General features: G+C 73.9%; 21 protein-coding genes and 1 tRNA gene. 13 read left to right on the plus strand and 9 right to left on the minus strand.

All coding sequences use genetic code 11. The annotated features are described in order from the left end of the window. Nucleotides 1-61: 61 nt before the first annotated feature. Entirely contained in the window at nt 62-505 is a 444-nt protein-coding gene (locus AB0G13_RS08615) for a hypothetical protein (RefSeq protein ID WP_357870876.1), read from the plus strand. Between the two features lie 64 nt (nt 506-569). Beyond that, nucleotides 570-956, plus strand: a complete 387-nt coding sequence (locus tag AB0G13_RS08620) for a VOC family protein (protein ID WP_357870879.1) — start codon at nt 570-572, stop codon at nt 954-956. Between the two features lie 213 nt (nt 957-1,169). On the opposite strand, the gene AB0G13_RS08625 is transcribed toward AB0G13_RS08620, so the two are convergent. Both AB0G13_RS08625 and AB0G13_RS08630 read right to left on the minus strand, forming a co-directional pair. Further along, nucleotides 1,170-1,246 (minus strand) — tRNA-Pro (locus AB0G13_RS08625). A gap of 275 nt (nt 1,247-1,521) precedes the next feature. Beyond that, a complete protein-coding gene (locus AB0G13_RS08630) occupies nt 1,522-2,415 on the minus strand; it encodes a metallophosphoesterase (protein ID WP_357870883.1) in 894 nt (297 codons plus the stop codon). A 25-nt stretch (nt 2,416-2,440) separates the two neighbouring features. Here AB0G13_RS08630 and AB0G13_RS08635 point away from each other — a divergent pair, with 25 nt between their 5' ends. Beyond that, on the plus strand, nt 2,441-2,896 hold the full coding sequence (locus AB0G13_RS08635) for a GatB/YqeY domain-containing protein (protein WP_357870886.1): 456 nt from the start codon (nt 2,441-2,443) through the stop codon (nt 2,894-2,896). Between the two features lie 81 nt (nt 2,897-2,977). Here AB0G13_RS08635 and AB0G13_RS08640 read toward each other — a convergent pair whose 3' ends face one another. Further along, entirely contained in the window at nt 2,978-5,410 is a 2,433-nt protein-coding gene (locus tag AB0G13_RS08640) for a penicillin-binding protein (protein WP_357870889.1), read from the minus strand. Between the two features lie 405 nt (nt 5,411-5,815). Between AB0G13_RS08640 and AB0G13_RS08645 the strand changes: the two genes are divergently transcribed. Beyond that, nucleotides 5,816-6,136, plus strand: a complete 321-nt coding sequence (locus AB0G13_RS08645; protein ID WP_357870892.1) for a WhiB family transcriptional regulator — start codon at nt 5,816-5,818, stop codon at nt 6,134-6,136. 6 nt (nt 6,137-6,142) lie between these two features. Here the strand turns inward: AB0G13_RS08645 and AB0G13_RS08650 are convergent, their stop codons facing one another. The 3 genes from AB0G13_RS08650 to AB0G13_RS08660 are packed head-to-tail and all read right to left on the minus strand — an operon-like array spanning nt 6,143 to nt 8,964. After that, on the minus strand, nt 6,143-7,294 hold the full coding sequence (locus tag AB0G13_RS08650; RefSeq protein ID WP_357870895.1) for an ArsA-related P-loop ATPase: 1,152 nt from the start codon (nt 7,292-7,294) through the stop codon (nt 6,143-6,145). A 54-nt stretch (nt 7,295-7,348) separates the two neighbouring features. Next, nucleotides 7,349-8,326: an ArsA-related P-loop ATPase gene (locus AB0G13_RS08655; RefSeq protein ID WP_357870898.1), complete on the minus strand. Its 978-nt coding sequence runs from the start codon at nt 8,324-8,326 to the stop codon at nt 7,349-7,351. 26 nt (nt 8,327-8,352) lie between these two features. Then, the gene (locus AB0G13_RS08660) at nt 8,353-8,964 is read right to left on the minus strand and encodes a hypothetical protein (RefSeq protein ID WP_357870901.1); all 612 of its coding nucleotides are present in this window, start codon (nt 8,962-8,964) and stop codon (nt 8,353-8,355) included. A gap of 309 nt (nt 8,965-9,273) precedes the next feature. Between AB0G13_RS08660 and AB0G13_RS08665 the strand changes: the two genes are divergently transcribed. The 7 genes from AB0G13_RS08665 (at nt 9,274) to AB0G13_RS08695 (ending at nt 17,095) form a co-directional block, all read left to right on the plus strand. Continuing rightward, a complete protein-coding gene (locus AB0G13_RS08665) occupies nt 9,274-9,753 on the plus strand; it encodes a hypothetical protein (protein WP_357870904.1) in 480 nt (159 codons plus the stop codon). A gap of 46 nt (nt 9,754-9,799) precedes the next feature. Beyond that, nucleotides 9,800-9,955, plus strand: coding sequence for a DUF4177 domain-containing protein (locus tag AB0G13_RS08670; RefSeq protein WP_018222171.1), 156 nt, complete (start codon nt 9,800-9,802; stop codon nt 9,953-9,955). Then, nucleotides 9,952-10,413 carry a RidA family protein gene (locus tag AB0G13_RS08675; protein WP_357870907.1) on the plus strand — a complete coding sequence of 154 codons (462 nt, stop codon included), beginning with the start codon at nt 9,952-9,954 and terminating at the stop codon, nt 10,411-10,413. Before AB0G13_RS08670 ends, AB0G13_RS08675 begins: the two co-directional genes overlap by 4 nt. Before the next feature lie 121 nt (nt 10,414-10,534). Further along, nucleotides 10,535-11,362 carry an MBL fold metallo-hydrolase gene (locus tag AB0G13_RS08680; protein WP_357870910.1) on the plus strand — a complete coding sequence of 276 codons (828 nt, stop codon included), beginning with the start codon at nt 10,535-10,537 and terminating at the stop codon, nt 11,360-11,362. Next, on the plus strand, nt 11,359-14,943 hold the full coding sequence (locus AB0G13_RS08685) for an adenylate/guanylate cyclase domain-containing protein (protein WP_357870913.1): 3,585 nt from the start codon (nt 11,359-11,361) through the stop codon (nt 14,941-14,943). Before AB0G13_RS08680 ends, AB0G13_RS08685 begins: the two co-directional genes overlap by 4 nt. A 129-nt stretch (nt 14,944-15,072) precedes the next feature. Beyond that, entirely contained in the window at nt 15,073-15,543 is a 471-nt protein-coding gene (locus AB0G13_RS08690) for a hypothetical protein (protein ID WP_357870916.1), read from the plus strand. 31 nt (nt 15,544-15,574) lie between these two features. Beyond that, nucleotides 15,575-17,095, plus strand: coding sequence for a serine/threonine-protein kinase (locus AB0G13_RS08695; RefSeq protein ID WP_357870919.1), 1,521 nt, complete (start codon nt 15,575-15,577; stop codon nt 17,093-17,095). Here AB0G13_RS08695 and AB0G13_RS08700 read toward each other — a convergent pair. Further along, complete coding sequence (locus AB0G13_RS08700) at nt 17,072-17,419, minus strand: hypothetical protein (RefSeq protein WP_357870922.1); 348 nt, start codon at nt 17,417-17,419, stop codon at nt 17,072-17,074. The two genes, AB0G13_RS08695 and AB0G13_RS08700, sit on opposite strands and share 24 nt — an antisense overlap. A 99-nt stretch (nt 17,420-17,518) precedes the next feature. Between AB0G13_RS08700 and AB0G13_RS08705 the strand changes: the two genes are divergently transcribed. Together AB0G13_RS08705 and AB0G13_RS08710 are read left to right on the plus strand one after the other, a co-directional pair. Further along, nucleotides 17,519-17,998 (plus strand): hypothetical protein, encoded by a 480-nt coding sequence (locus tag AB0G13_RS08705; protein WP_357870925.1) that lies wholly within the window; start codon nt 17,519-17,521, stop codon nt 17,996-17,998. A gap of 173 nt (nt 17,999-18,171) precedes the next feature. Then, a complete protein-coding gene (locus AB0G13_RS08710) occupies nt 18,172-19,977 on the plus strand; it encodes an alpha/beta hydrolase (protein ID WP_357870928.1) in 1,806 nt (601 codons plus the stop codon). 49 nt (nt 19,978-20,026) lie between these two features. Here AB0G13_RS08710 and AB0G13_RS08715 read toward each other — a convergent pair whose 3' ends face one another. Then, complete coding sequence (locus AB0G13_RS08715) at nt 20,027-21,190, minus strand: acyl-CoA dehydrogenase (protein WP_357870931.1); 1,164 nt, start codon at nt 21,188-21,190, stop codon at nt 20,027-20,029. A gap of 16 nt (nt 21,191-21,206) precedes the next feature. Next, nucleotides 21,207-23,276, minus strand: coding sequence for a biotin carboxylase N-terminal domain-containing protein (locus AB0G13_RS08720; protein ID WP_357870934.1), 2,070 nt, complete (start codon nt 23,274-23,276; stop codon nt 21,207-21,209). Nucleotides 23,277-23,295: the final 19 nt, after the last annotated feature.

Genomic DNA, 23,295 nt, shown 5'->3' on the forward strand with positions numbered 1-23,295 from the left:
TCCTGTCGGTGGTCGTTGCTACGGTCCGCTCCAGCTCGACGATCAACGGGAGGAAACGGCCTTGGGCGCGTCTTACTGGAGTTATTACGTCGCCTACCAACCCGATCTCGACGCCGCGCTGGACGCACTGCGGGAGAAGGTCTTCGCCGAGGGCACCTACTGGTGGACGCGGGGTGAGTTGGGCACGTCGGCCGGCGACCATCCCCAGCGCCCGACGGACATGGACGAGCTGTACGCCGACGAGTGGGTACAGGAATCGGGCACCCACTCCATCCTGGACATGTTCGACGTCGTGTCCGACGGCGAGGAGCCGGACTACGGCACGGTGCAGCCCGTGACCGCCGCAGAGGCACTGCGCTGCGCCGGCACGGAGATCCTGACCCGCGCGCACGTCGAGGCGATCGACGGCCTGGCCGAGCGCCGGGCTTTCGGCCGGTGCGCGATCCTGCACGACGCGGCCGGCCGCCCCGAGGAGATCTACTTCTGGGGCTTCTCTGGCGACTGATCCGTCCGGTCCGCCGACACCGCGTGGCCTTGGCCGACCCGGTATCCGACAGGGAGGTTCCGACATGACCAGCAAGTTCACCGAGTTGGCGATCGACTGCGCCGACCCTCACGGTCTCGCCCGGTTCTGGTGTGCCGTTCTCGGTTACGTCGTGCAGGACGAGGACGACGAAATCGTCACGATCGGCTCCCCCTCAGTGCCGGAAGGCAGGGACCGTCGCGGCCCGGTGCCACCGACGTTGACGTTCGCGCGCGTGTCCGAGGGCAAGACCGTCAAGAACAGGCTCCACCTCGACGTCAACCCGACCGACATGGGCCGGGACGAAGAGGTCCGTCGCCTGCTCGACCTGGGTGCTCGACACGCCGACGTCGGCCAGGGCGATGAGCGCTGGGTCGTACTCGCCGACCCGGAGGGGAACGAGTTCTGCGTCCTTGCGGACCGCTGCCCCTGACCGGGGGCACACCGCGGCTGCTCCGGCATTCGAGCTGCTCTCACCTTGGGGTAGGGAGCGGCTCCATGACAGCGTCGAACAGTTTCACCGACCGCGACGACCACGGAGCCTCGATCGAGAAGCTGCTGCCTTTTCGCTGCCTCCGGGAGAGCAGTGATCGCCGGAAACGAATCAAGGCCCCTCGTTGGAGGGGCCTTGACCTGCTCTTACCTCTGGTCGGGGTGGCCGGATTCGAACCGACGACCTCTTCGTCCCGAACGAAGCGCGCTACCAAGCTGCGCCACACCCCGAGGCGTGCCGACAAATAGTAGCCCACCCCGCTCAGGGGTCCAACTCGGTACCCCCACCGCCGTGGCGCCCCTCCCCGGCCCTCGCGGGAGCCGTCGAGCCCGGCGTCGTGGCTGATGTCGTAGACGATTCAGCTCGAAAGGACGGCCACACCCAGGCCGGGGCATCGGCGCGGATCCGGCGCCGCGCGTGCCCCATGTCACCGCGCCCGGTACGCCCGCCCGCCAGCCATTGGCGGCGGGCGGGCGTACCCGGGGCCGGAAGGGCAAGCCGCGGGTCAGCGGGGGATCAGGGTGAGCACGCTCGCCTCCGGCGGGCAGGCGAACCGGACCGGCGCGGTCGGGTGGGTGCCGAGCCCGGCGGTGACGTGCAGCCAGGAGTCGGATCCGGGCCAGCGGTGCAGGCCCCGTGCCATGGAGCGGGGCAGGCCGCAGTTGGTGACCAGCGCACCGACCCCCGGTACGCAGACCTGGCCGCCGTGGGTGTGCCCGGCGAGCATCAGCCCGAAGCCGTCGGCGGCCATCCGTTCGAGGACGGCCGGCTCGGGGGAGTGGGTGAGCGCGATCGACAGGTCGGCGGTGGGCGACACCGGCCCGGCCACGGAGTCGTAGTCGTCCCGTTCGACGTGCGGGTCGTCCACCCCGAGCAGTTCGACGACCCGGCCGCCGGCCTTCAGGGTGGTGCGGGCGTTGTTCAGGTCCGCCCAGCCGGCGCCGACGAAGACGTCGCGCAGCTCCTCGTGCGGCAGCTCGACGCCCTCGGTGTACTCCCGGTCGGGCAGGAAGTAGGTGAACGGGTTCTTCCAGACCGGCCCGGTGTAGTCGTTGGAGCCGAAGACGAAGGCCCCGGGAAAGTCGAACAGCGGCTGGAGGGCGCGCAGCACGCCGGGCACGGCGCCCGGGTGCGCCATGTTGTCCCCGGTGACCACGACCAGGTCGGGGTCGAGCGCGGCCAGCGACGCCACCCAGCGCTGCTTGCGCCCCTGGTCGGGCATCATGTGCAGGTCCGACAGGTGCAGGACCCGCAGCGGCTCCGCGTCGGCCGGCAGCACCGGCACGTCGTACCGCCGCAGGGTGAACATGTTGCGCTCGACGAGTGACGCGTACGCCAGGGTCGCCGCGCCGAGGGCGGCGGTCCCGGTCGCGAGCCGGAATAGTGTGCGCTTTCGCATGGCGTTCAGGGTAGTTTCACCGACCATGAGCACGCTGAAGGACCGTCTGACCGCAGACATGCGCGCCGCCCTGAAGGCGCGCGACGAGCTGACCACCTCCACGCTGCGGATGGCGCTCGCCGCCGTCGGCACCGCCGAGGTCGCCGGGAAGGCCAAGCGCGAGCTCACCGACGACGAGGTGCTCGCGGTGCTGACCAAGGAGGCGAAGAAGCGCCGGGAGGCCGCCACCGCCTTCGGTGACGCCGGCCGCACCGAGCAGGCCGCGAAGGAGGTCGCCGAGGGCGAGGTGCTGGAGCGCTACCTGCCGAAGCAGCTCCCCGACACCGAGCTGACCGAGCTGGTCGCGGGGGCGCTCGCCGCGGGCGGCTTCACCGGCAAGGCGCAGATGGGCCCGGCCATGAAGGCGGCCCAGGCGGCGGTGGCCGGCCGGGCCGAGGGCGGCCGGGTCGCCGCCGAGGTACGCCGCCAGCTCGGCCTCTGACCCGGGCCGCACCCACCCGCGTACGCGAAACGGGCGGGCACCCCCGCGAGGGTGCCCGCCCGTGGCGTTCGTCCGGCCGGCTCAGCCGCCGGGGCGGTTGGGCGGTCGGCCGGGGTTGGTCGGCCTGCTGTTGTCGGGCGTCGTGCCCGGGGCGGTGCCGCCGCCGGCGCTGATCTGGATGGTCACCACGCCGCCCTTGATGGTCCGGCCGTCGGGGCTGGTGCCGGCGGCCTTGCCGGCGGGGCAGCTCGACGGGACCCTGATGTCGGAGATGACCGCGTCGAAGCCCTCCGCCTCGATCCGGGACTTCGCCTGCTCCGGGTCCAGGCACTTCACGTCGGGGATCCGGCGCTGGTCGCCCTCGGAGATCTTCTGGCCCGGGGGCTCGAAGTCGACCCGCTTCTTGCCCTTCATGGCGTCGCGCAGGGTCTCGTAGACCGGCGGGTTGATGCCGTCGCGCTGGTTGTGCTTCATCTTGACGTTGGTCTGCGGCCAGTCCGGGTCGGCCATGATGCCGGCCACCGCGTACTGCTTGGTCATCGCGACCAGGGAGGCGGTCTTCTCCGAGTCGGTGGTGCCGGACTTGCCGGCCACCGGCGCGTCGACGATGCCCCGGACGTTCGCGGCCGTGCGGCTGCCGCCGCACTTGCTGGTCGAGGAGTTGTCACCGACCGGGCAGCGGGCGGCGTCGACGGCGGCGCGGGCCACCTCGGTGCTGACCCGCTTCTCGCAGCGCGGATTGGCGATGTCGAGCTTCTTGCCCTCCGGGTCCTTGATCTCCTGCACCGGGATGGGCTCGCAGTACTTGCCGTCCGCCGCGAGCGTGGCGTAGGCGTTGGCCAGTTCCAGCGGAGTGGTCTGCGAGACGCCGAGGGTGAACGCGCCCCAGTCGTGCGCGGCCTCCTTCGTGCCGCTCAACCGGATGTCCTCGGTGGTGCGGAACTGGATGCCGAGCCGCTTGGCCACGTCGACCACGTTCTCCGCGCCGACGCTCTGCTGGAGCGGCACGAAGTACGTGTTGATGGAGGAGGCGAAGGCGCTCCACATGGTCTGCACGCCGCCGGCCTTCTTGCCGGAGTTGGTCGGGCAGTAAATGTTGGTCCCGGGACAGGCGGCGGGACCGGGCTGAATCCTGTATTCCGACTTGAACGTCTGCGGGGCGTTGATCGTGTAGCCGAGCGGGATGCCCTTCTCCAGCGCCGCCACGATGGTGAAGATCTTGAAGGTCGAGCCGGCCTGGTAGCCCGTGAGGCCGTCGCCGCCGGTGAGCAGCGGGTTCACGGTGTTCGGGTAGTTGCCGAGCTTGCCCTTCTTGCGCTGCTTCGGATCGCTGTGCGGCTTGTTGGCCGGCTTCTTCGGATCGTCGAGCTTGAAGGTGCGGTTCACCGCCAGCGCCCGCACCCGGCCGGTGCCCGGCTCGACCACCGCCACCATGGCGGCTTCCTTGCTCTTCTCCGACTTGGCCTTGCGGACGGCCTTGTCGGCGCCCCGCTGGGCCTGCGGGTCGAGCGTGGTGACGACGGTGTAGCCGCCGCTCTTCAGCCGCCGTTCCCGGTCGTACGAGGTCGAGCCGAACGTCTCCTGCTGCATCCACCAGCGGTAGAAGTAGTCGCAGAAGAAGCCCCAGCCCTTCTCGTTGGTCGAGACGCAGCCGTTGGGGGCCCGCTTGCCGGTGACCTGGAGCTTGACGGCCTTCGCCGCGTCCGCCTCCTGCTGGGTGATGGCGCCGGTCTCGACCATGTTCTGGATGACGTAGTCGCGCCGGGCGAGGGCCGCCGCGTGGCCGCTCTTGGTGGTCGGGTCGTTGGTGCTCGGCGCCTTGACCATGCCGGCGAGCATGGCCGCTTCCTCGAGCTTCAGCTTGCTCGGCGGCTTGTTGAAGTAGACCTGGCTGGCGGCGTAGATGCCGTACGCGCCGTTGCCGAACGCGGCGATGTTGAGGTAGCGCTCCAGGATCTCGTCCTTGGAGAGCTCCTTGTCGATCTGGATGGCGTAGCGCATCTCGCGCAGCTTGCGGGCGCTGGTGTCCTCGGTGGCCGCGACCACGTCCGCCGGGTGACTCGCCGAGTAGGCGATGGCGAGCCGGACGTACTGCATGGTCAGCGTCGAGGCGCCCTGCTGGCTGGACGCGTTGGACTGGTTGTTGACGAAGGCCCGGGCGATGCCGTTGAGGTCCACGCCGTTGTGCTTGTAGAAGTCGTGGTCCTCGGCGGCGATGATCGCCTTCTGCATGACGGGCGCGATGTCGGCCAGCTTCACGTCGCGACGGTTCTCGTCGTACATGGTCGCCAGCGGGGTCTTGCCGTCGGAGGCGAGAAGGTAGCTGATCTGTGGCGCGCGGGCCACGGTCAGCTCCTTGGGAAGTGCGCCGAAGGTCTCGGCGCCGGCCTTCGCGGCCAGCCCGGACATCGCCACCGCGGGGAAGGCCGCCGCCGCGACCACCACGCCGGCCAACAGGCCACATATGAGTAGCGATGCGGCGTTGGTCAGCACATTGTGGTCACGTTTCCGCATCCAGGTCACCTCGACAGGGTACGCGAGTAGGGAACGAGGGGCGCCGGGGCGTTCTTTCCCCATTTCCTGCGCGCGCCGACCTCGTTGTGCTAAACGCACGACCCCCGGTGCGTGGTTGCGTGAATCCGCCGCCGAGTCTCCCTCCTGACGGAGGAGGCTCGCAGCGTTTTCGCGGACTCCGACGGGGTAACCGGCGGTCGCGAAGCCCGGGAAGCCGGGAGTGTCCGGAATGATGGATTTCGCCGACAACGTTGCGTAATCAGTCGACTACAGAGCATGATGGGGGCGGCGACAGCGCCACATGTCGTCCGTGCCGCCTTGGGGAAGGCAGGCCGGGCGATCGGGGGGAATTGCCGGCTGGTCCGCGACGGGGTCGGTAGGTACTGCAAGGGGGGACGTGTACAGATGGGCATGATCACTGACTGGCCGTCGCTGGCGGCGTGTCAGAACGGGGACCCGGACGCGTTGTTCGTACAGGGCGCCGAACAGAACGTGGCGAAGCGGATCTGCCGGAGCTGCCCAGTTCGGTACGAGTGCCTGGCCGACGCGCTGGACAACCGGATCGAGTTCGGCGTGTGGGGTGGCATGACCGAACGCGAACGCCGCGCGCTGTTGCGCCGCCACCCCCAGGTGGCGAGCTGGCGCAAGATGTTCGAGGCCGCGATGAAGAAGAACGCCAAGGACAAGACCGGCAAGGACAAGATCCTCGTCAGCACCGCCGGCTGAGCGCCGTCACGGCCGGCTGATCGCCGCGCCGATCGTCCGCAGCCCGTCGACGTCGTGCACGTCGGCGGGCTGCGCCGTCACCGACACCGCCGGCACCGCCGGGAAGGCCTCGGTGAACCGGGCCGCCACCTGCCGCTCGCGTGCCGCCTGCTGGGCCAGCGCCGCGTGGGCCCGCAGCACGTCGACGGTGCCCTCGTGCCCGCCGAGGCCGGCCAGCCGCTCCGCGGCGGCCAGGCTCTCCGCCGCGTCGAGCCCGGGCGCCGCCGAGCGGTGCACCCGGTTGAGCACCAGGCCCGCCAGCGGCATCTTCTCCTCGCGCAGCCGGCCCGCGAAGTAGGCGGCCTCCCGGACCGCGTCCGGCTCCGGGGCCGCGACCAGCAGGAACGCCGTCTCCCGCGCCTGGAGGATGCGGTACGTCTGCTCGGCGCGCTGGCGGAAGCCGCCGAACATCGAATCCAGCGCGGCGACGAAACCGGAGAGGTCGGTCAGCAACTGCGCCCCGAGCACCTTCTGCACGACCTTGGAGAACATCCCGAACGAGGCCGTGACCAGGCTGAACATGCTCCGGCCGCCGGTACGCGCCGGGGCCAGCAGCAGCCGCAGCATCCGCCCGTCGAGGAAGCGGGACAGGCGGGCCGGGGCGTCCAGGAAGTCCAGCGCCGAGCGGGACGGCGGGGTGTCCACCACGATCAGGTCCCACTCGCCCCGGGCGTGCAGCTGGCCCAGCTTCTCCATCGCCATGTATTCCTGCGTGCCGGCGAAGGTCGAGCTCATGGCCTGGTAGAAGGGGTTGGCGAAGATCTCCGCCGCCTTCGCCGGATCGGTGTGCTGGAGCACCACGTCGTCGAAGGTGCGCTTCATGTCGAGCATCATGGCGTGCAGCTCGCCGCCGTTGGCCTCGACGTCGATCCCCTTCACCTGGCGGGGGGTGTTGTCCAGCTCGGTCAGCCCGAGCGACTGGGCCAGCCGGCGGGCCGGGTCGATGGTGAGCACCACCGTGCGCCGGCCGTGCCGCTCCGCGGCGCGCAGGGCCAGCGCGGCGGCCGTGGTCGTCTTCCCCACCCCGCCCGCCCCGCAGCAGACCACGATCCGGACGCCCGGATCGGCGAGGATCTGGTCGACGTCCAGCTGCGGCGCCGCGTCTTCGGAAGGCACCAATCGAGCGTATCGGGCCGGGTCGGTCCGTGCGTCCGTGCCGCTGGCAGGTGTGAGTCAATCCGCTCGGACGAGGGTCGCGGCGAGCCGGTCCAGGCCGGCCCGGCCCACCCCGTCGGGCAGCAGCGGCAGCTCGGTCATCGGCAGGCCCAGCTCCACCAGGTCGGCCCGCAGCGTCTCCTCCAGCTCGCGGCGGACCGCTTGGTCGCGCGCCTCGGCGGCCAGCCCGGCGACGGTGGCCCGGTCGGTCGGCAGCCCGGCGGCGCGCAGCCCCCGCTCCAGCTCGGCGGCGGCCACCACCCGCCCCGCGGGCAGCGGCGGCCGGGCGCCGTTGACGATCACCCGTCCCACCGGGAAGCCGAGCTGGGTCAGCTCGGCGATCGCGTCGACCGTCTCCTGGACCGGCATCTCCTCCAGCAGGGTGACGACGTGCACGGCGGTGATCGGGGAGCGCAGCAGCGCGGCGACCCCCTCGCTCTGGGTCTTGATCGGGCCCACCTTGGCCAGCCGGGCCGTCTCGGCGGTGACGTTGAGGAACCGGCCGATCCGCCCGGTGGGGGGCGCGTCCAGCACCACGGCGTCGTACGCGCGCCGCTGGCCGCTGGTGCGGGTGGTCGCCTCCTTCACCTTGCCGGTGAGCAGGACGTCCCGCAGGCCCGGGGCGATGGTGGTGGCGAAGTCGATCGCCCCGAGCTTGCGCAGCGCCCGGCCGGCCGCACCGAGCTTGTAGAACATGTCGAGGTACTCCAGCAGGGCCTCCTCGGCGTCCACCGCCAGCGCCCGCACCTCCCCGCCGCCCGGCGCGTCGGTCAGGTGCCGCTCCTCGTACGGCAGCGGGTCGGTGCCGAAGAGCTGGGCGATGCCCTGCCGCCCCTCGACCTCGACCAGCAGCGTGCGCCGGCCGCCGGCGGCCAGGGCCAGGGCCAGCGCCGCCGCGACGCTGGTCTTGCCGGTGCCGCCCTTGCCGGTCACGACGTGGAGGCGGGCCGGCCACTCCGGGCCGGCCGGATCGGCCGGCGACTCTGCTGCTCGCACCCGTCGAGCCTATCCAGGCCGCGGGCTCAGGCGACCTCGCAGACCCACCAACCCGTCTTCTTCACCACGGTGAACCGCAGGTCCTGGTCGGCCACCTTCTCGTCGGCGGTGGTCATGGTGACCTTGGTGGTGACCGTGGCGCGGTCGCCGGTCTGGTTGTCAACCTTGGGGGTGCTCCACCGGAACCGGGGGTTCTGGTGGGCAGAGACGTGCTTCTCGACCTCGGCGACCTTGGCGGCGATCTTCTTCTCGTCGCGGGACGAGGAGCAGACCAGGCCGGCCGCCCGGTCCGCGTCGCGCTCCTGGTAGACGGCCTTGAGGAACTCGTCCACCGCGACCGCCGGCTCCTTGGCCCCCTCGCCGCTCTCGGCGTCGCGCAGCGTCAGGAACGTGACGACGCCGCCGGCGGCGCAGAGCAGCAGGATCACGGCCAGGGCGATGGCGGCGATGAGCACGCCGCGCTTCTTCTTCGGCGCGGCGGGTGGCTGGTAGGGCGGGTACCCGGCCGGGGGAGGCGGGATCGACGGGTCACCGGCGCCGGCCGGGCCGGGCGGGACGGCGGCGGCGTCGGGAGTCGCCGGGAAGCCCGGCTGGCCGGCCGGCGGTCCGACGGGACCACCGCTGGGTGGTTGGGTCATCTCATCCCCCGGGTTGCGACGTCGTCGCCTGACCGGGCGACGAGCGTGATCGAGCTGGCGGCGAGCCGGCGAGCGCCCGTCCGACCGGAAGGGTAACGGTCGATTCGCCGCTCCGGGGGGCGGCGGGTGCCGTCAGGTTCCTTACCGACGCTGTGTCGCATATGTGACTTTGTGTGACCAGATGTGCGCGTCCTGTTGGCGGGACTGTCGCCCCGGACCTACGTTCTCACCGGCGCGGGGGGCGGGCCGGACGAAGGGTCCCGGCCCGCAAGCGACGACCTGACCAGGTACGACGTCCGGAGGCAAGGCATGCGCGACGTGGACAACATTCCTCGAGCCCAGTTCCCGGCGGGCGACCGGGCGCGGCGGCCCGGCTCCTCGGGCGACGCCGAGGGCGGCGCCGGCCTGCCCATCAACGAGCGGTCGTACCGGCGGCCCGCCGAACCCGCCGAGGTGGTGCGCGCGCCCGGCCGGCCGGGCCCGGGCGGCCGGGACGAGGAGGAGCCCGGGTTCGTCATCCACCTGCCGATCCGGGTCGCCGACCTGAGGGCGGCCACCGCGCTGGCCGGGACGGTCGCCACCTCGCTGAGCTTCCTGACCGAACTGGACGCCGGCGAGACCACCGTCTCCAGCACCGACGACCAGAACAACCGGCACCGGGTCTTCTGTGACCTGCTGCTGTCGGACCGCTCCCGCTGCCCCCAGCCGTACGAGCACGGCGGCCCCTGCGGAGAGGTGCCGACGCCGCCGGAGCAGCGTCCCGCGCCCCGCCCGTCGGCCGGACCGTAGGCTGTGCGTCGAGAAGTCGAACTCCAGCCAAGGGAGCCCTCCACCTATGCAGAAGTGGGAATACTCCACGGTCCCGCTGCTGGTCCACGCGACCAAGCAGATCCTCGACAACTGGGGTGAGGACGGGTGGGAACTCGTCTCCGTGGTTCCCGGTCCCAACCCGGAGCAGCTCGTCGCCTACCTGAAGCGGCCGAAGGCATGAGCAACGGTCCGCACGCGAAGCTCGCCGAGCTCGGGCACACGCTGCCCGAGGTGGTCCCGCCGTTGGCCAGCTACGTGCCGGCCGTACAGTCCGGGCAGCACGTCTACGTCTCCGGGCAGCTGCCGATGGTCGAGGGGAAGCTGCTCGCCACCGGCAAGGTCGGCGCCGGCGTCTCCGCCGAGCAGGCCAAGGACCTGGCCCAGCAGTGCGCGCTCAACGCGCTGGCCGCGATCGACTCGCTGGTCGGCCTGGAGAACGTCGTCAAGGTCGTCAAGCTGACCGGCTTCGTCGCCGCCGCCTCCGGCTTCACCGCCGTCCCGGGCGTGATCAACGGCGCCTCCGACCTGTTCGGCGCGGTCTTCGGGGAGGCCGGCCGGCACGCGCGCAGCGCCGTCGGCGTCGCCGAGCTGCCCCTGGACGCCCCCGTCGAGGTCGAGGTCATCGTCGAGGTCTCCTGACCTGCGCCACCGCCCCGCGATCCTGCGCTGTGCACCCGGCAAAAGCCGTGAACTGGGACGTACCGGGGGCCGAGAGCGCAGGATCGCGGGGAGTGGCCGGCGGGGCCGTACGATCGCAGCCATGACCGGGCACTTCACCGCGCCGGCGGCGGCGCTCGCCGGCGAACTCCCGGGTTGGGTGACGCTGCTGCGTGCCCCCAACCCGGGGCCGATGACGCTCGACGGCACCAACACCTGGGTGTTGCGCGCCCCCGGCCAGGAGCACGCCGTCGTCGTCGACCCGGGCCCGGCCGACGAGGGGCACCTGGCGGCGATCGCCGCGCGAGGGCCGATCGGCCTGGTGCTGATCACCCACGGCCACCCCGACCACACCGACGGCTCGCGCCGCCTGCACGACCTGCTCGACGGGGTGCCCGTACGCGCCGCCGACCCGGCGCACACCATCGCCGGGCAGCCGCTGGCCGCGCCCGGGGAGGAACTCGGCGGCCACGGCCTGGGCGTCCGGCTCGTGCCGACCCCCGGGCACACCGGCGACTCGGTCTGCTTCCTGGTCGAGCACGGCGACGAGCGGGTGGTGCTCACCGGCGACACGATCCTGGGTCGGGGGACCACCGTGGTCGCCCACCCGGACGGGCACCTCGGGGACTATCTGGCCAGCCTGGAGCTGCTCTCGACGTACCGGGGGATCCCGGCGCTGCCGGGGCACGGCCCGGCGCTGGCCGACTGCGGCGCCGCCGCGGACTTCTACCTGGCCCACCGCCGGGCCCGGCTCGACCAGGTCAGGGCGGCGGTCGCCGCGGGTGCCAGCACCGCCGCCGAGGTGGTCGCGACGGTCTACGCGGACGTCGACCGGTCGCTGTGGTGGGCCGCCGAGTGGTCGGTCCGGGCGCAGCTGGAGTACCTGGGTCGGGAATCCGGCGGAGGTGCCGCGGGGTTGGGGCAAGCGTGACCTGCCCGGTGTGCGGAACCGTCGCCGTGCCCGGCGCGCGGTTCTGCCACAACTGCGGCGCCGCGCTGCCGGCCGCCGCGACGCTGCCCGCGGCCGAACGCCGCGTGGTGACGGTGCTCTTCGGCGACCTGTCCGACTTCACCTCCTGGTCGGAGGACCTCGACCCGGAACGCGTCGGCGCGGTCACCGACCGGGTGCTCGCCGCCCTGGCCGGCGCGGTGAAGACGTTCGGCGGGCACGTCGACAAGCTCACCGGCGACGGGATCATGGCGGTCTTCGGCGCGCCGGTCGCGCACGAGGACGACGCCGAGCGGGCCGTGCGCGCCGCGCTGTCGATGCAGCGGGCGGTCCGCCGGGTGCTCGACGACGAGCGGGGCGGCGGCGCGCCGCTCGGCCTGCGCGTCGGGCTGAACACCGGCGACGTGATCGCCGGCATCCAGGCCGCGATCGAGTACACGGTCATCGGCGACACCGTGAACACCGCCGCCCGGCTGGCCGACGCCGCCGCCGTCGGCGCGGTCTACGCGGGGGCGCGCACCTCCGCCGCCACCCGGCACGTCGCCTCCTGGCGGGCGCTGCGCCCGCTGCGGCTCAAGGGCAAGCGCGAGCCGGTCGAGGCGTACGAGCTGCTCGGTCTCCTGGACGCCCCGGGCACCCGCTCCGGCCTCGGCGACGAGGCCCCCTTCGTCGGCCGGGAGACCGAGATCGGTCGGGTCGCCGGCCGGCTGGCCGAGGTCATCGACCGCGCCGAGCCCCGGGTGCTGCTGATGACCGCCGAGGCCGGGATCGGCAAGTCCCGGTTCGCCGCCGAGGTGGAACGCCTCGCCGCCGGCTACGACGTCGGCGCCGGCCGGTACGCCGCGCACACCGGCGCCCGGGTGCTCTCGGTGCGCTGCGCCGCGTTCGGCGAGCGACGCCGGCTCGCGCCCCTGGCCGACCTGGTCCGGGCGGCGGTCGGCCTGCCCAACGACGCCGCCACCGCGCTCACCCGCCCGGCCGTCGAGGAACGCCTGCGCCGGCTCGGTCAGCGACTCAGCCGCTCCGGCGAGCCGGCGCCGGTCGCCACCGACCAGTTGCTGGCCCTGCTCGGGTACGCGGAGCTGCCCGGTGGCGGCCCGGCCGACCAGGGCGAGTGGGGCACCACCCAGCCCGCCGACGCCGACGCCGTGCCGAACGCGGTCGCGGACCTGCTCACCGCGCTCGCCGGGGAGGCGCCCCTGGTGATCGTCGTCGACGACCTGCACGACGCCACCGCCGAGACCATCAAGGCCCTCGGGGTCACCCTGTCCCGGCTCGCCGGCCCGGTGCTGGTGCTGCTGCTCGGCCGGCCCGAGCTGGTGCGTACCGCCGGGGCGCTGACCCGGGTCGCGGACGCCGAGGTGCACGCGCTGCCGCCGCTGCGCGGCGCCGACGCGGCCCGGCTGCTCACCACCTACCTCAGCGGCGGCAGGCTGCCGCAGCCCGACACCGACCGGCTGCTCGCCACCGCCCAGGGCAACCCGTTCTACCTGGCCGAGCTGGTCACCCTGCTGATGGAGCGGGGCGCGCTGACCGCCGTCGCCGAGCGGAACTCCCCGAACCAGGGCGGCTGGCGACTGGTGCCCGGCTCGCTCGGCAGCCGCCTGCTCTCCCGCGACCTGGCCGCGGTGCTCGCCGCGCGCATCGACGCGCTGCCGGCGGAGGCCCGCTCCGTGCTGCGGGACGCGGCGGTCGTCGGCGACACCGTGCCGGACGGTGCGCTGGAGGCGCTGCGCGAGCAGCGGGCCGGCCGCGACGGCCGACCGGCGGCGGTGGTCGCCGTCGAGCTGGAGCGGGCGGTCGAGGAGCTGCTGCAACGCCGGATGCTGCACCGCACCCGCACCGGGTACGCCTTCGCGACGCCGTTGATGCGCGAGGCCGCGTACGCCGGGGTGAGCAAGGCCGAGCTGGCCGAGCGGCACGCGGCGCTGGCCCGGTGGGCCGCGGCCGATCCGCCGGCGGGGGCGGGCGCGCCGGGTGGCTTCGCCGAGGCGGCCCGGGACGTCTTCGTGGCCCAGCACGTGGAACGGGCCGCCGCGCTGGCCGACGCGGTCGGCCTGCGGCCGGACGCGCCGGCGCGGGCCGTCGTCGGTCTGGGCGTCGCCGCGCTCGGCGGGGCGGCGCGCCGGTCGCTGCAGGCGGGCGAGCCGGCGATGGCCGTGGAGTACGCCGAACGCGCCGCCGAGCTGGCCCGCGACGGGGTGCCGGCGGCCGACCGGGTGGTGCACGCCCGGGCGCTGCTCCAGGTCGGTCGCCCCGCCGACGCCCTCGCCTTCGCCGAGAAGATCGCCGCCAACGCCGGCGACGAGCCCGTCGTCCGGACCAGCGCGCTGCTGCTCGCCGGGCAGGCCCACCAGACCATGGGCGACCAGGGGCGCGCGGTGGCCTGCTGGCAGGAGGCGTTGCAGGTGGCCACGGCCGGAGGGCTGCCGACGCTGCGCGCCTCCGCGATGCGCCGCCTCGGCATGGCCGACTTCGTCGCCGGGCGGTTGGGGCAGGCCAGCAGCCGGCTCGCCGCGTCGTACCAGGTCAGCCTCCAGGCGCAGGACCGCCGGGGGCAGGCGTGGTCGTTGCAGAACCTGGCCTGGGTGACCACGACCCGGGGCGACTTCGCCGGCACCGATGCCGTGCTCGGCCGGGCCGCCCGGCTCTTCGCCGAGCTGAAGGACCCGTACGGGCGGGCGTGGCTGCGTGGCACCACCGCCTTCGCCCGGCTGCTCGCCGGCCGGCTGCGCGAGGCGTGCCGGATGGCGCAGGTCTTCCTGCCGTTCGGCGAGCGGGTCGGCGAGGCGTGGGCGGTGGGCACGCTGCGCGCGGTCGAGGCGTTCGCCACCGCCGAGCTGGGCGAGCTGGCCGAGGCGGACCGGGGGGCCCGCCGGGCGTACCGGGAGTTCGCCGCCGCCTCCGACGACTGGGGGCGCGGGTTCGCGCTGGTCGTCCGGGGGGTCGTGGCGCGCGGGCTGGGCGAGCCGGGGCACGCCGCCGACCTGCTCACCGACGCGCTGTCGTACGCGGAGCGGACGTCGCACCCGTTGCTCACCGGGATGGCGGGCACGCTGCGCGGGTTCGTGGCGCTGGATCTGGGCGACTGCGAGACGGCCGAGCGGCACGCCCGCTCGGTGCTGACCGCCGTCGAGCCGCACAACCCGCAGGCGCCCGCCCAGGTGGGGCCCCGGGTGCTGCTGGCCACCGCCCGGCTGGCCGCCGGCGACTCCGCGACCGCCGTCGGGCTGCTCGCCCCGGTGGCCACGGCCGCCGCCACCGTGCCCTCGCTGCTCTTCTCCCGCCGCCACACCATGGCCCGGTACGCGTCCGCGCTGCTCGCCCACGGCCAGCACGAGCAGGCGCTGGACTGGGCCCGGCGGGCCGTCACCGTCCCGGCGGAGGACGTGCGCAGCCAGGTGGTGGCCGCGCGCGTGCTCGCCGAGGCGCTCGCGGCCTGCGGCCGGCCGGAGGAGGCGCTGGCCAGCGCCGAGGAGGCGGTCTGCCTGGCGTACGCGACGGAGCAGCGCAGCGAGCGCGCCGCCGCCGACGCCCTGCGGGCCCGCCTCGCCACCCCCTAGTCCCGCCGGGTCCCGGGGCCGGAAAGGTCCGGCGGTTCTGGGGATGCGGTCTGTCGGGGGTGGCCGATAGCGTGTCAGGTCCGTGGGGCGGTCGGTCGTGCGACCGCGTCGGGTCTGGGGAGGGCCGTGATGAGGTTGCCGCGTTCGGCCGCCGGGTGGACGATCGCGGTCTTCGGCGTGCTGGCCCTGCTCATGGGCGCGGTCGGGCTGGTCTGGCCGGAGGCGCTGCTGCGCCTGCTCGGCTTCGAGGTGCCGGAGACCCGCGCGATCGGCGACCACACCGGCACCTTCCTGGTCGCCTCCTCGATGGCCTCGTTCAACATGGGGGTCTACTACCTGCTCGCCACCGCCACCGAGTGGCGCCCGTTCTTCCGCTTCACGGTGGTGTTCCGGCTGGTGACGTTCACGGTGTTCAGCATCGTGGTGCTGGCCGACATCGCGCCCGGGCGGTTCTTCGGGGTGGCGGCCTGGGAGGGCCTCGGCGCGGTGGCGACCGCCGTCGGGCTCTGGTGGGACGACCGGCGCGCGGGTCCGGGAGCGGTGGGTGGCGGAGGCGGCTCCGCCGCCGGTGCCGTCCCGGCCGCTGATGCGGTTCACTGAGCCGCCGGTCCGGTTGGGTATTTTCAGAGCTGTGACCGAGACCCCGCCCGGCGCCCTGCCGTTGCCCATCGTGCCCGGTCTGACCGATCTGCACGTGTTTGCCAGGGGAGGCTACGCGACGATCTACAAGGCGACCCAGATCTCCGTGGGTCGCGAGGTCGCGGTCAAGGTGGAGAATCGCACGCTCGACAGCGAGCACGACCAGGCCCGCTTCCTGCGCGAGGCGCGGGCCGCCGGGCGGATGTCGTCGCATCCGCACGTGGTCGACCTCTTCGACGTTGGGGTCACGGTCGACCAGCACCCCTACCTGATCATGGAGCTCTGCGACGGCTCGTACGCCGAGCGGATGCGGACCTCGCCGCTCGGGCCGGCCGAGGCGCGCGACCTCGGGGTCAAGATCGCCGACGCGATCGCCCACTCGCACGCCGCCGGCGTGCTGCACCGCGACGTCAAGCCGGCGAACATCCTCCACTCGCACTTCAACTCGGCGGTGCTGGCCGACTTCGGGCTCGCGGTGGTCGCCGAGATGCGGGACGCCTCGGTCGCCCTGGAGGTGCTCACCCCGGCCTACGCGCCGCCGGAGATGTTCAACCACAGCCCGCCGTCGCCCGCCGTCGACGTCTATGCCCTCTGCGCCACCCTCTACGCGGTGATGCACGGCCGCCCGCCGCGCTGGCAGTCCGAGCGCAACCCCAGCCTGGTCACCGTGCTGGAGATGTTCCACCAGCCGGTTCCCGGCCTGCCCGGGGTGCCGGCCGAGATGATCGACGTGCTCCGGGTCGGGATGTCCAACGATCCCGGCGAGCGTCCCTCGGCCGTCGAGCTGCGCGACCTGCTGGTCGGCCTGCCGCTCGGTCCGGCCGGCTCCCCGGTGGGCGGCATGGGCGCGCCGGGTCCGGTCAGCGGCGGGCCCGGCCCCGTCGGCCCCTACGCCGTCGACCACGCTTCCCGGCCCGCCCCGCGACCGCCGGTGGAGGACCTCCACCCCACGGTGCCCACCGTCGGCCAGCGGCGTCGGCGGCGCTGGTTCCTCGGCGGTGCCGGGATGGTCGCGCTGGCCGCCTCGGCCGGTGCGGGCGCCTGGCTGGCCGGCGCGGTGTCGTCCCCGGGACCGTCGCCGACGGCCGGCGTGGCGGCGACGAGCGTGGCGGCGAGGAGCGCGGTGCTGCCCGCCTGTGCCCTGACGACCGGGTTGCCCGCCGGCGCGGGCTGCGCCGACGAGTTGGAGTGCTTCGGGCCGATGGAGGTGCGCGGCGCGCGGGCCCGGGCGGCCCGGGTGCCCTGCGACGGCCAGCACACCTGGGAGAGCTACGCCGAGGGCAGGCTCCCGGACACCCTGGTCGGTGCCGATCACGACGAGGTCAGCGCGGACGCGGTGGTGCGCCGGGTATGCAACGAGACCACCTTCCGGCTCACCAGCGGGATCAGCTACGCGGACGGCTGGAACCTCGAGGTGCTGCCCCCGGCCGGGGCCGACGCCGACCGGACGTACCGCTGCCTGGCCGGGCGCGGGCTCGACGCGCTCGCCTCACCCACCCTCACGGGCCGCTGAGCCGCCGCGTCCCCGGTGGCGCTCCCGCATGGCGCGGACGGCCTCCCGGTTGTCGAGCGACTCCAGCGTGTCGGCGTCGACGCCGTACAGGCCCCCGGCCGGCTGCCCCGGGCCGCCCGGCGTGACCGCCGGTTCCGTGCCGTCCTCCTGCCGGGCCGCCGCCACGGACACCGCCGCGATCATCGTCGACAGGACGCAGAGCAGCGCCAGGGTCACCCCGACGAGATCCTGACGCCCCCAGACGATCAGCGTCACCAGCAGCGAGGCCGCCGTCAGCGCCGCGAGGACCGCCTTCGCCCGCGCGTCGGGCCTCGGAATTCGCACCCGTCCAGGATGTCCGAGCGGGGCCCGCTGTCAACCGGGACGCCGGCACCGGATGCGATGATCTCCGCCGGAGATCGTCTGCGTGGGAGAGGAGTGCCGGTGACCCGCGTCCTCCGGATCGTCGCCGCCGTGCTGGTGTCGGGTGCGCTGGCCGCGTGCGGGTCGGACGGGCCGCCGGAGCCGGCGACCGCGCCGCCCCCCGCGAGCGGCGGCACGCCGGGGGCGCCCTCGTCCCCGCCCCCGTCGTCGGCCGCCGCGTCGTCGGCCGGCCCCGCGTCGTCGGCCGCCGGTCGCGGCGGGTACGCCAACCCGGACGAGGCGATGGCCGGGCACCTGTCGGCCGTGCCGGGGGTCCGCTACCTCGGTCTGTGCAAGAACGCGAAGCGCGATCCGACGGCGGTCTGCGCCCTCCGGATGGGCTTCGTCGGCCAGGACGAGGTCTACGGCCTCGGCGCCCCGCACAGCGACGTCGTCGGCTTCCTGTTGCTGCGCGAGGGGCCCGACGGCTGGCGGGTGGCGGACGAGCACGCGCCGGACGGGAAGACCGCGGCGCCCGCGTGGATGGCCGGCATCGGGTAGCCCCGGCACGCGCAAGGGCGTAAAGCGTCGACGATGAAAAATTCGTTACATCGATCGTCCGGATTGTCGTATATACAGCCAATCGTCGGCCTGCGTCCCTGTCGCGTCATCCCTAGAGTGACGGGGGTCGAGCCACGGCTCGACCGTCCTGTCGCCCACCGGAAGGCGTCCACATGCCACGACGAAACCGGTCCCTCGCCGCCGCGGGAATCGCCGGCGTCCTCCTCGCCGGCGCCGCGGTCGCGCCCGCCGCCGCCGCACCGTCCCCCGCCGGCGGGGACCGTCCGGTCACCTCCGACCGGACCAGCCCGCAGGAGGCCCGCCGGGTCGACCGGGTGCCCACGCCCACACTGGACTGGTACGCCTGCTACGACTACGCCGAGTGCGCCACCGTCCGGCTGCCCCGGGACTACGACGAGCCGAACGGCCCGACGACCGAGGTCGCCGTGCTGCGGGTCAAGGCCCGCGACCAGCAGCGGAAGATCGGCAGCCTCTTCATCAACCCGGGCGGCCCCGGCGGCTCCGGCACCGACGTCGCGCTCGCCGCGCCGTACTTCCTCGGTGACGAGGTGCTCGACCGCTTCGACGTCGTCGGCGTCGACCCACGCGGCGTCGCCGCCAGCCAGCAGGTCAGGTGCTTCCCCTCGGTCAAGGAGCAGACCCAGGCGTACGCCGGGCTGAACGTGGCCTTCCCGTGGACGAAGGCCGAGGAGAAGGCGTACGTCGCCTCCTCGAAAGCCGTCGGCAAGGGCTGCTCCACGACGGGCCGGCCGCTCACCGGCGCGATGTCGACCGCCGAGGTCGCCCGGGACATGGACGTGCTGCGCCGCGCCGTGGGCGACCGGAAGCTCACCTTCCTCGGCTTCAGCTACGGCAGCATCCTCGGCCAGTACTACGCCAACATGTTCCCGGACCGGGTCCGCGCCGTGGCGATCGACGGGGTGCTGAACCCGAACGAGTGGGTCGGCCAGGGCAGGGCGCGCAGCCTGTCCCAGGAGGACCGGATGCGCAGCGCGCAGGGCGCGTACAAGGCGCTGCGGGAGATCCTGGTGCGTTGCGACAAGGCCGGCGCGGAGGCGTGTCCGCTGGCCGAGGGGGACCCCGTCGCGTCGTTCGACCTGGTCGCCAAGCGGCTGCGGGCCAAGCCGGTGGTGATCGAGGACCCCGATCTCGGCCCGCTCACCATCACGTACGCCGACTTCATCGCCGCCAACCTGGGCGCGCTCTACGGCCCGGCGGGCTACGCCGAGGTCGTCGACCTCACCGCCGCCCTGCTGGTGCTCACCGACCCGGCGTCGTCCCCGGCCGCCCGCCGCCCGGCGACGGCCGACGTGACCCGGCAGGCCGCCAAGGCCCGCGAGCAGGCCCGACGGTACGACTTCCCGTACAACAACGGGTTGGAGACCTTCCTCGGCGTGGACTGCACCGACGGGTACCACCCGAAGGACGCCGGCTCGTTCCCGGCGCTGGCCGCGAAGGCCGACGAGCGCGACCCGTACTTCGGCCGACTCTGGACGTGGGGCACCTCGCCCTGCGCCCGCAAGACCTGGACCGTGCGCGACGAGGACGCCTACACCGGGCCGTTCAACCGGCGGACCGCCGCGCCCGTGCTGGTGCTGGGCAACTACTGGGACCCGGCGACCAGCTACCGGGGCGCGGTGGGCTCGGCCCGGCTGCTGCCGAACAGCCGCCTGCTCAGCAGCGACAGCTGGGGGCACACCGCGTACGGGACGTCGGCCTGCGTGACCGGCGCCGTCGACGCGTACCTGCTGCGCGGGGCGCTGCCGGCCAACGGCAAGGTCTGCGTGGGCGACGTCCAGCCGTTCGCCGAGCTGCCGGCGGAGCCGGGGGCGACCCGGCGCGCGGAGGCGGCGAAGGGCGCGCCGACCGTCGAGGGGGCCCCGGGACGGGGCGAGCCGAAGCGGCTCCCGCCGGTGGTCGCTCCGCTGCCGGCGGTCGGCACGCTGACCGTCCGCTGAGGACCCGGGGTGCGGCGGGCGATCGGGCGTCCGCCGCACCCCGGCCCGCTCAGTAGGACTTGTCCTGGCCGAGGACGTGCTGGGCGACGAAGTTGAGGATCATCTCGCGGCTGACCGGGGCGATCCGGCCGGCGCGTACCGCGCCGAGCAGCGTGGCCACGCCGTACTCGGTGGTCATGCCGGCTCCGCCGAGCACCTGTACGGCGGTGTCGACGGCCAGCGCGGCGGCCTCCCCGGCGGCGTACTTGGCCATGTTGCCGGACACCCCGGCCTCCAGGTCGCGGCCGGCGTCGTAGAGGGTGGCCGCCTTCTGGATCATGAGGCGGGCCAGCTCGACCTGCACGGCCGCGTGCGCGAGCGGGTGGGCCACGCCCTGGTGCGAGCCGATGGTCCTGCCGCCCCAGACCTTGCGGGTGGCGGTGTACTCGCTGGCCCGCTCGATGGCGTACCGGCCGGTGCCGGCGCCCATCGCGGCGACCGTGATCCGTTCGGGGTTGAGCCCGGCGAAGAGCGCCGGCAGGCCGGCGTCCAGCGACTCGCCGACCAGCGCGTCGGCGGGCAGCCGCACGTCGTCGAGGTAGAGCAGGAACTGGTTCTCCGGGGACACGATCTCCATGTCCAGCTTGGACCGGGTCAGTCCCGGTGCGTCGGTCGGCACCACGAACAGCGCCGGCTTCAGCCTTCCGGTGGTTGCGTCTTCGGTACGGGCCACCACCAGCACGTACGACGCCTCGTCGACGCCCGAGATGTAGCACTTGCGGCCGGAGATTAGCCAGTCGTCGCCGTCGCGGCGGGCCACCGTGCCGAGCCGGTGGAAGTTCGAGCCGGCCTCCGGTTCGGTGATCGCGAAGACCACCTTCAGCGAGCCGTCGGCGAAGCCGGGCAGGTAGCGCTTGCGCTGCTCCTCGGTGCCGTGCCGGGCGATCACCGTGGCCGCGATGGCCGGGGAGACCACCAGCAGCAGCAGGGGACAGCCGGCCGCCGCCAGCTCCTCGCAGACGATGGCCAGCTCGGTGATCCCGCCCCCGCCGCCGCCGTACTCGGTGGGGATGTTGACCCCGAGGTAGCCCAGCCGGCCGGCCTCGTCCCACAGCTCGGTGGTGTGCTCACCGGCCTTCGCCTTGGTGACGAAGTAGTCGTGGCCGTACCGGCGGCCCAGGGCGCGCACGGCGTCGCGGAGCTGGGCCTGCTCGGGGGTGAGGTCGAAGTTCATCGCGGGCCCTCCAGGATCACTCGGGGTCGACCACGGCCAGCACGGCGCCCGTGTCGACCTGTCCGCCGGCCGCGACCGGCAGCTCGGCGACCACGCCGTCGGCCGGGGCGAGCACGGGATGTTCCAGCTTCATCGCTTCCAGGGTCAGCAGCAGGTCACCGGCCGCCACCCGCTGCCCGACCTCGACGTGCACCCGGGTCACCGCGCCGGGCAGCGGCGCGACCAGCGACCCGGCCGCCAGCTCCGGGGTGGGCTCTCCGAAGCGCGGCAGCTCGGCCAGGCTCGCCGCCCCGTCCGGGCCGTCCACGAAGACGTCCGACCCCACCCGGTGTACGCGGTACGCGCGCCGCACCCCGTCCACGTCGAGCACCACCCGATCGGGGTACGCCCCGACCAGGGTCACGGCCGGCGGCGGCGCGTCTGCCGGGGCCGCCTCGTCCGGGGTCGGCCCGCCTTCCGGGGCCGCTCCGTCCGGGGTCGGCCCGTCGGCGAGGGCGGCGGAACCGGCGTCCGGCGACACCGACCACTCGGCGAGGCCGCCCGAGCGGTCCAGCCGGTAGCGGACCTCGATCTCGCCGTCCGGCCCCGCGTAGCGGGTGACCTGCGGGAAGGCCGGCACGTTGCGCCAGCCCGACGGGAGCCCGGCGAGCACCGGCGCGTCGGCCCGACGGGCGGCGGCGGTGGCCAGCGCGGCGGCCAGGGCCACCAGGGGGAGCTGGTCGGCCGGCAGCAGCGGGGCGAAGACCTCCTCGTGCCGGTCCAGGAAGCCGGTGTCGATCTCAACGGCGCCGAACTCCGGGCTGCGCAGCACCCGCACCAGCAGGTCCCGGTTGGTGGTCACGCCGTGCAGCTCGGCCCGGGCCAGCGCGCCGGCCAGGGCGCGGGCCGCCTCGGCGCGGGTGGGCGCCCAGGCGATCACCTTGGCGAGCATCGAGTCGTAGTGGACGCCCACCACCGAGCCGTCCACGACGCCGGAGTCGAGGCGCAAGCCTGCCCGGGAGAGGTTCTCGAACTCACGCTCCACCCCGGGAATCGCGAACCGGTGCAGAACCCCCGCCGCCGGCCGGTACCCGTGCACCGGATCCTCGGCGCACAACCGCACCTCGATCGCGTAGCCCCGCACCGCTATCCGGCCGTGAAGGTCTTCCGGCAGGGGCTGGCCTTCGGCTACCAGCAGTTGCAGTCGAACCAGGTCCAGGGCCCCGAGGGCGACCAGCTCGGTGACCGGGTGCTCGACCTGGAGCCGGGTGTTCATCTCCAGGAAGTAGATCTCCCCGTCGGGCGCGAGCAGGAACTCGACCGTGCCGGCGCCGACGTAGTCGACCGCCCGGCCGGCGGCCACCGCCGCCTCGTGCAGCGCCGTGCGCACCTCGTGCGGGAGGACGCCGGGCGCCTCCTCGACGAGCTTCTGGTGCCGGCGCTGGATCGAGCACTCGCGTACGCCCAGGGCGGCCACCGTCCCGTGCGTGTCGCCGAAGATCTGCACCTCGACGTGCCGGCCCCGCTCGACGTACCGCTCGATGAAGACCGTGCCGTCGCCGAACGCGCCGGCCGCCTCGCGGCGCGCGGAGGCGACGGCCTCGGCCAGCCCGGCGGCGTCCCGGACGACGCGCATGCCGCGCCCGCCACCCCCGGCGGACGCCTTCACCAGCACCGGGAAGTCGGTGATCTCGTCGGCGTCGGTCCAGGTGGGCAGCATCGGCACGCCCGCCTCGGCGAGCAGCGCCTTCGCCGCCATCTTGTCGCCCATCGCGGCGATCGCCTTGGCGGGCGGGCCGACCCAGGTCAGCCCCGCGTCGCTCACCGCGGCGGCGAACTCGGCGTTCTCGGCGAGGAAGCCGTAGCCGGGGTGGACGGCGTCCGCCCCGGCCCGGCGGGCCGCGTCGAGGATCAGATCGATCCGCAGGTACGTCTCGGCGGGCGCGTTCCCGGGCAGCCGGACGGCGTGGTCGGCCTCGGCGACGAACGGCGCGTCGGCGTCGGCGTCGGAGTGCACGGCCACCGTCTCGACGCCGAGCGCCCGGCAGGTGGCGAAGACCCGCCGGGCGATCTCGCCCCGGTTCGCCACGAGCAGTTTCCGGATCACTGGTCCCGCCTCTCGATCG

The organism is Micromonospora sp. NPDC023633 (genome assembly GCF_040640035.1).
In the GTDB taxonomy this organism is placed as follows: Bacteria; Actinomycetota; Actinomycetes; order Mycobacteriales; family Micromonosporaceae; genus Micromonospora.

Excerpts from the sequence above, each read along its gene's own strand:
- AB0G13_RS08640 (WP_357870889.1), bottom strand. The coding sequence starts at position 5,410 with ATGCGGAAACGTGACCACAATGTGCTGACCAACGCCGCATCGCTACTC.
- AB0G13_RS08675 (WP_357870907.1), top strand. The coding sequence starts at position 9,952 with ATGAGCAACGGTCCGCACGCGAAGCTCGCCGAGCTCGGGCACACGCTG.
- AB0G13_RS08690 (WP_357870916.1), top strand. The coding sequence starts at position 15,073 with ATGAGGTTGCCGCGTTCGGCCGCCGGGTGGACGATCGCGGTCTTCGGC.
- AB0G13_RS08670 (WP_018222171.1), top strand. The coding sequence starts at position 9,800 with ATGCAGAAGTGGGAATACTCCACGGTCCCGCTGCTGGTCCACGCGACC.
- AB0G13_RS08630 (WP_357870883.1), bottom strand. The coding sequence starts at position 2,415 with ATGCGAAAGCGCACACTATTCCGGCTCGCGACCGGGACCGCCGCCCTC.
- AB0G13_RS08645 (WP_357870892.1), top strand. The coding sequence starts at position 5,816 with ATGGGCATGATCACTGACTGGCCGTCGCTGGCGGCGTGTCAGAACGGG.
- AB0G13_RS08715 (WP_357870931.1), bottom strand. The coding sequence starts at position 21,190 with ATGAACTTCGACCTCACCCCCGAGCAGGCCCAGCTCCGCGACGCCGTG.
- AB0G13_RS08660 (WP_357870901.1), bottom strand. The coding sequence starts at position 8,964 with ATGACCCAACCACCCAGCGGTGGTCCCGTCGGACCGCCGGCCGGCCAG.
- AB0G13_RS08665 (WP_357870904.1), top strand. The coding sequence starts at position 9,274 with ATGCGCGACGTGGACAACATTCCTCGAGCCCAGTTCCCGGCGGGCGAC.
- AB0G13_RS08635 (WP_357870886.1), top strand. The coding sequence starts at position 2,441 with ATGAGCACGCTGAAGGACCGTCTGACCGCAGACATGCGCGCCGCCCTG.
- AB0G13_RS08680 (WP_357870910.1), top strand. The coding sequence starts at position 10,535 with ATGACCGGGCACTTCACCGCGCCGGCGGCGGCGCTCGCCGGCGAACTC.
- AB0G13_RS08620 (WP_357870879.1), top strand. The coding sequence starts at position 570 with ATGACCAGCAAGTTCACCGAGTTGGCGATCGACTGCGCCGACCCTCAC.
- AB0G13_RS08710 (WP_357870928.1), top strand. The coding sequence starts at position 18,172 with ATGCCACGACGAAACCGGTCCCTCGCCGCCGCGGGAATCGCCGGCGTC.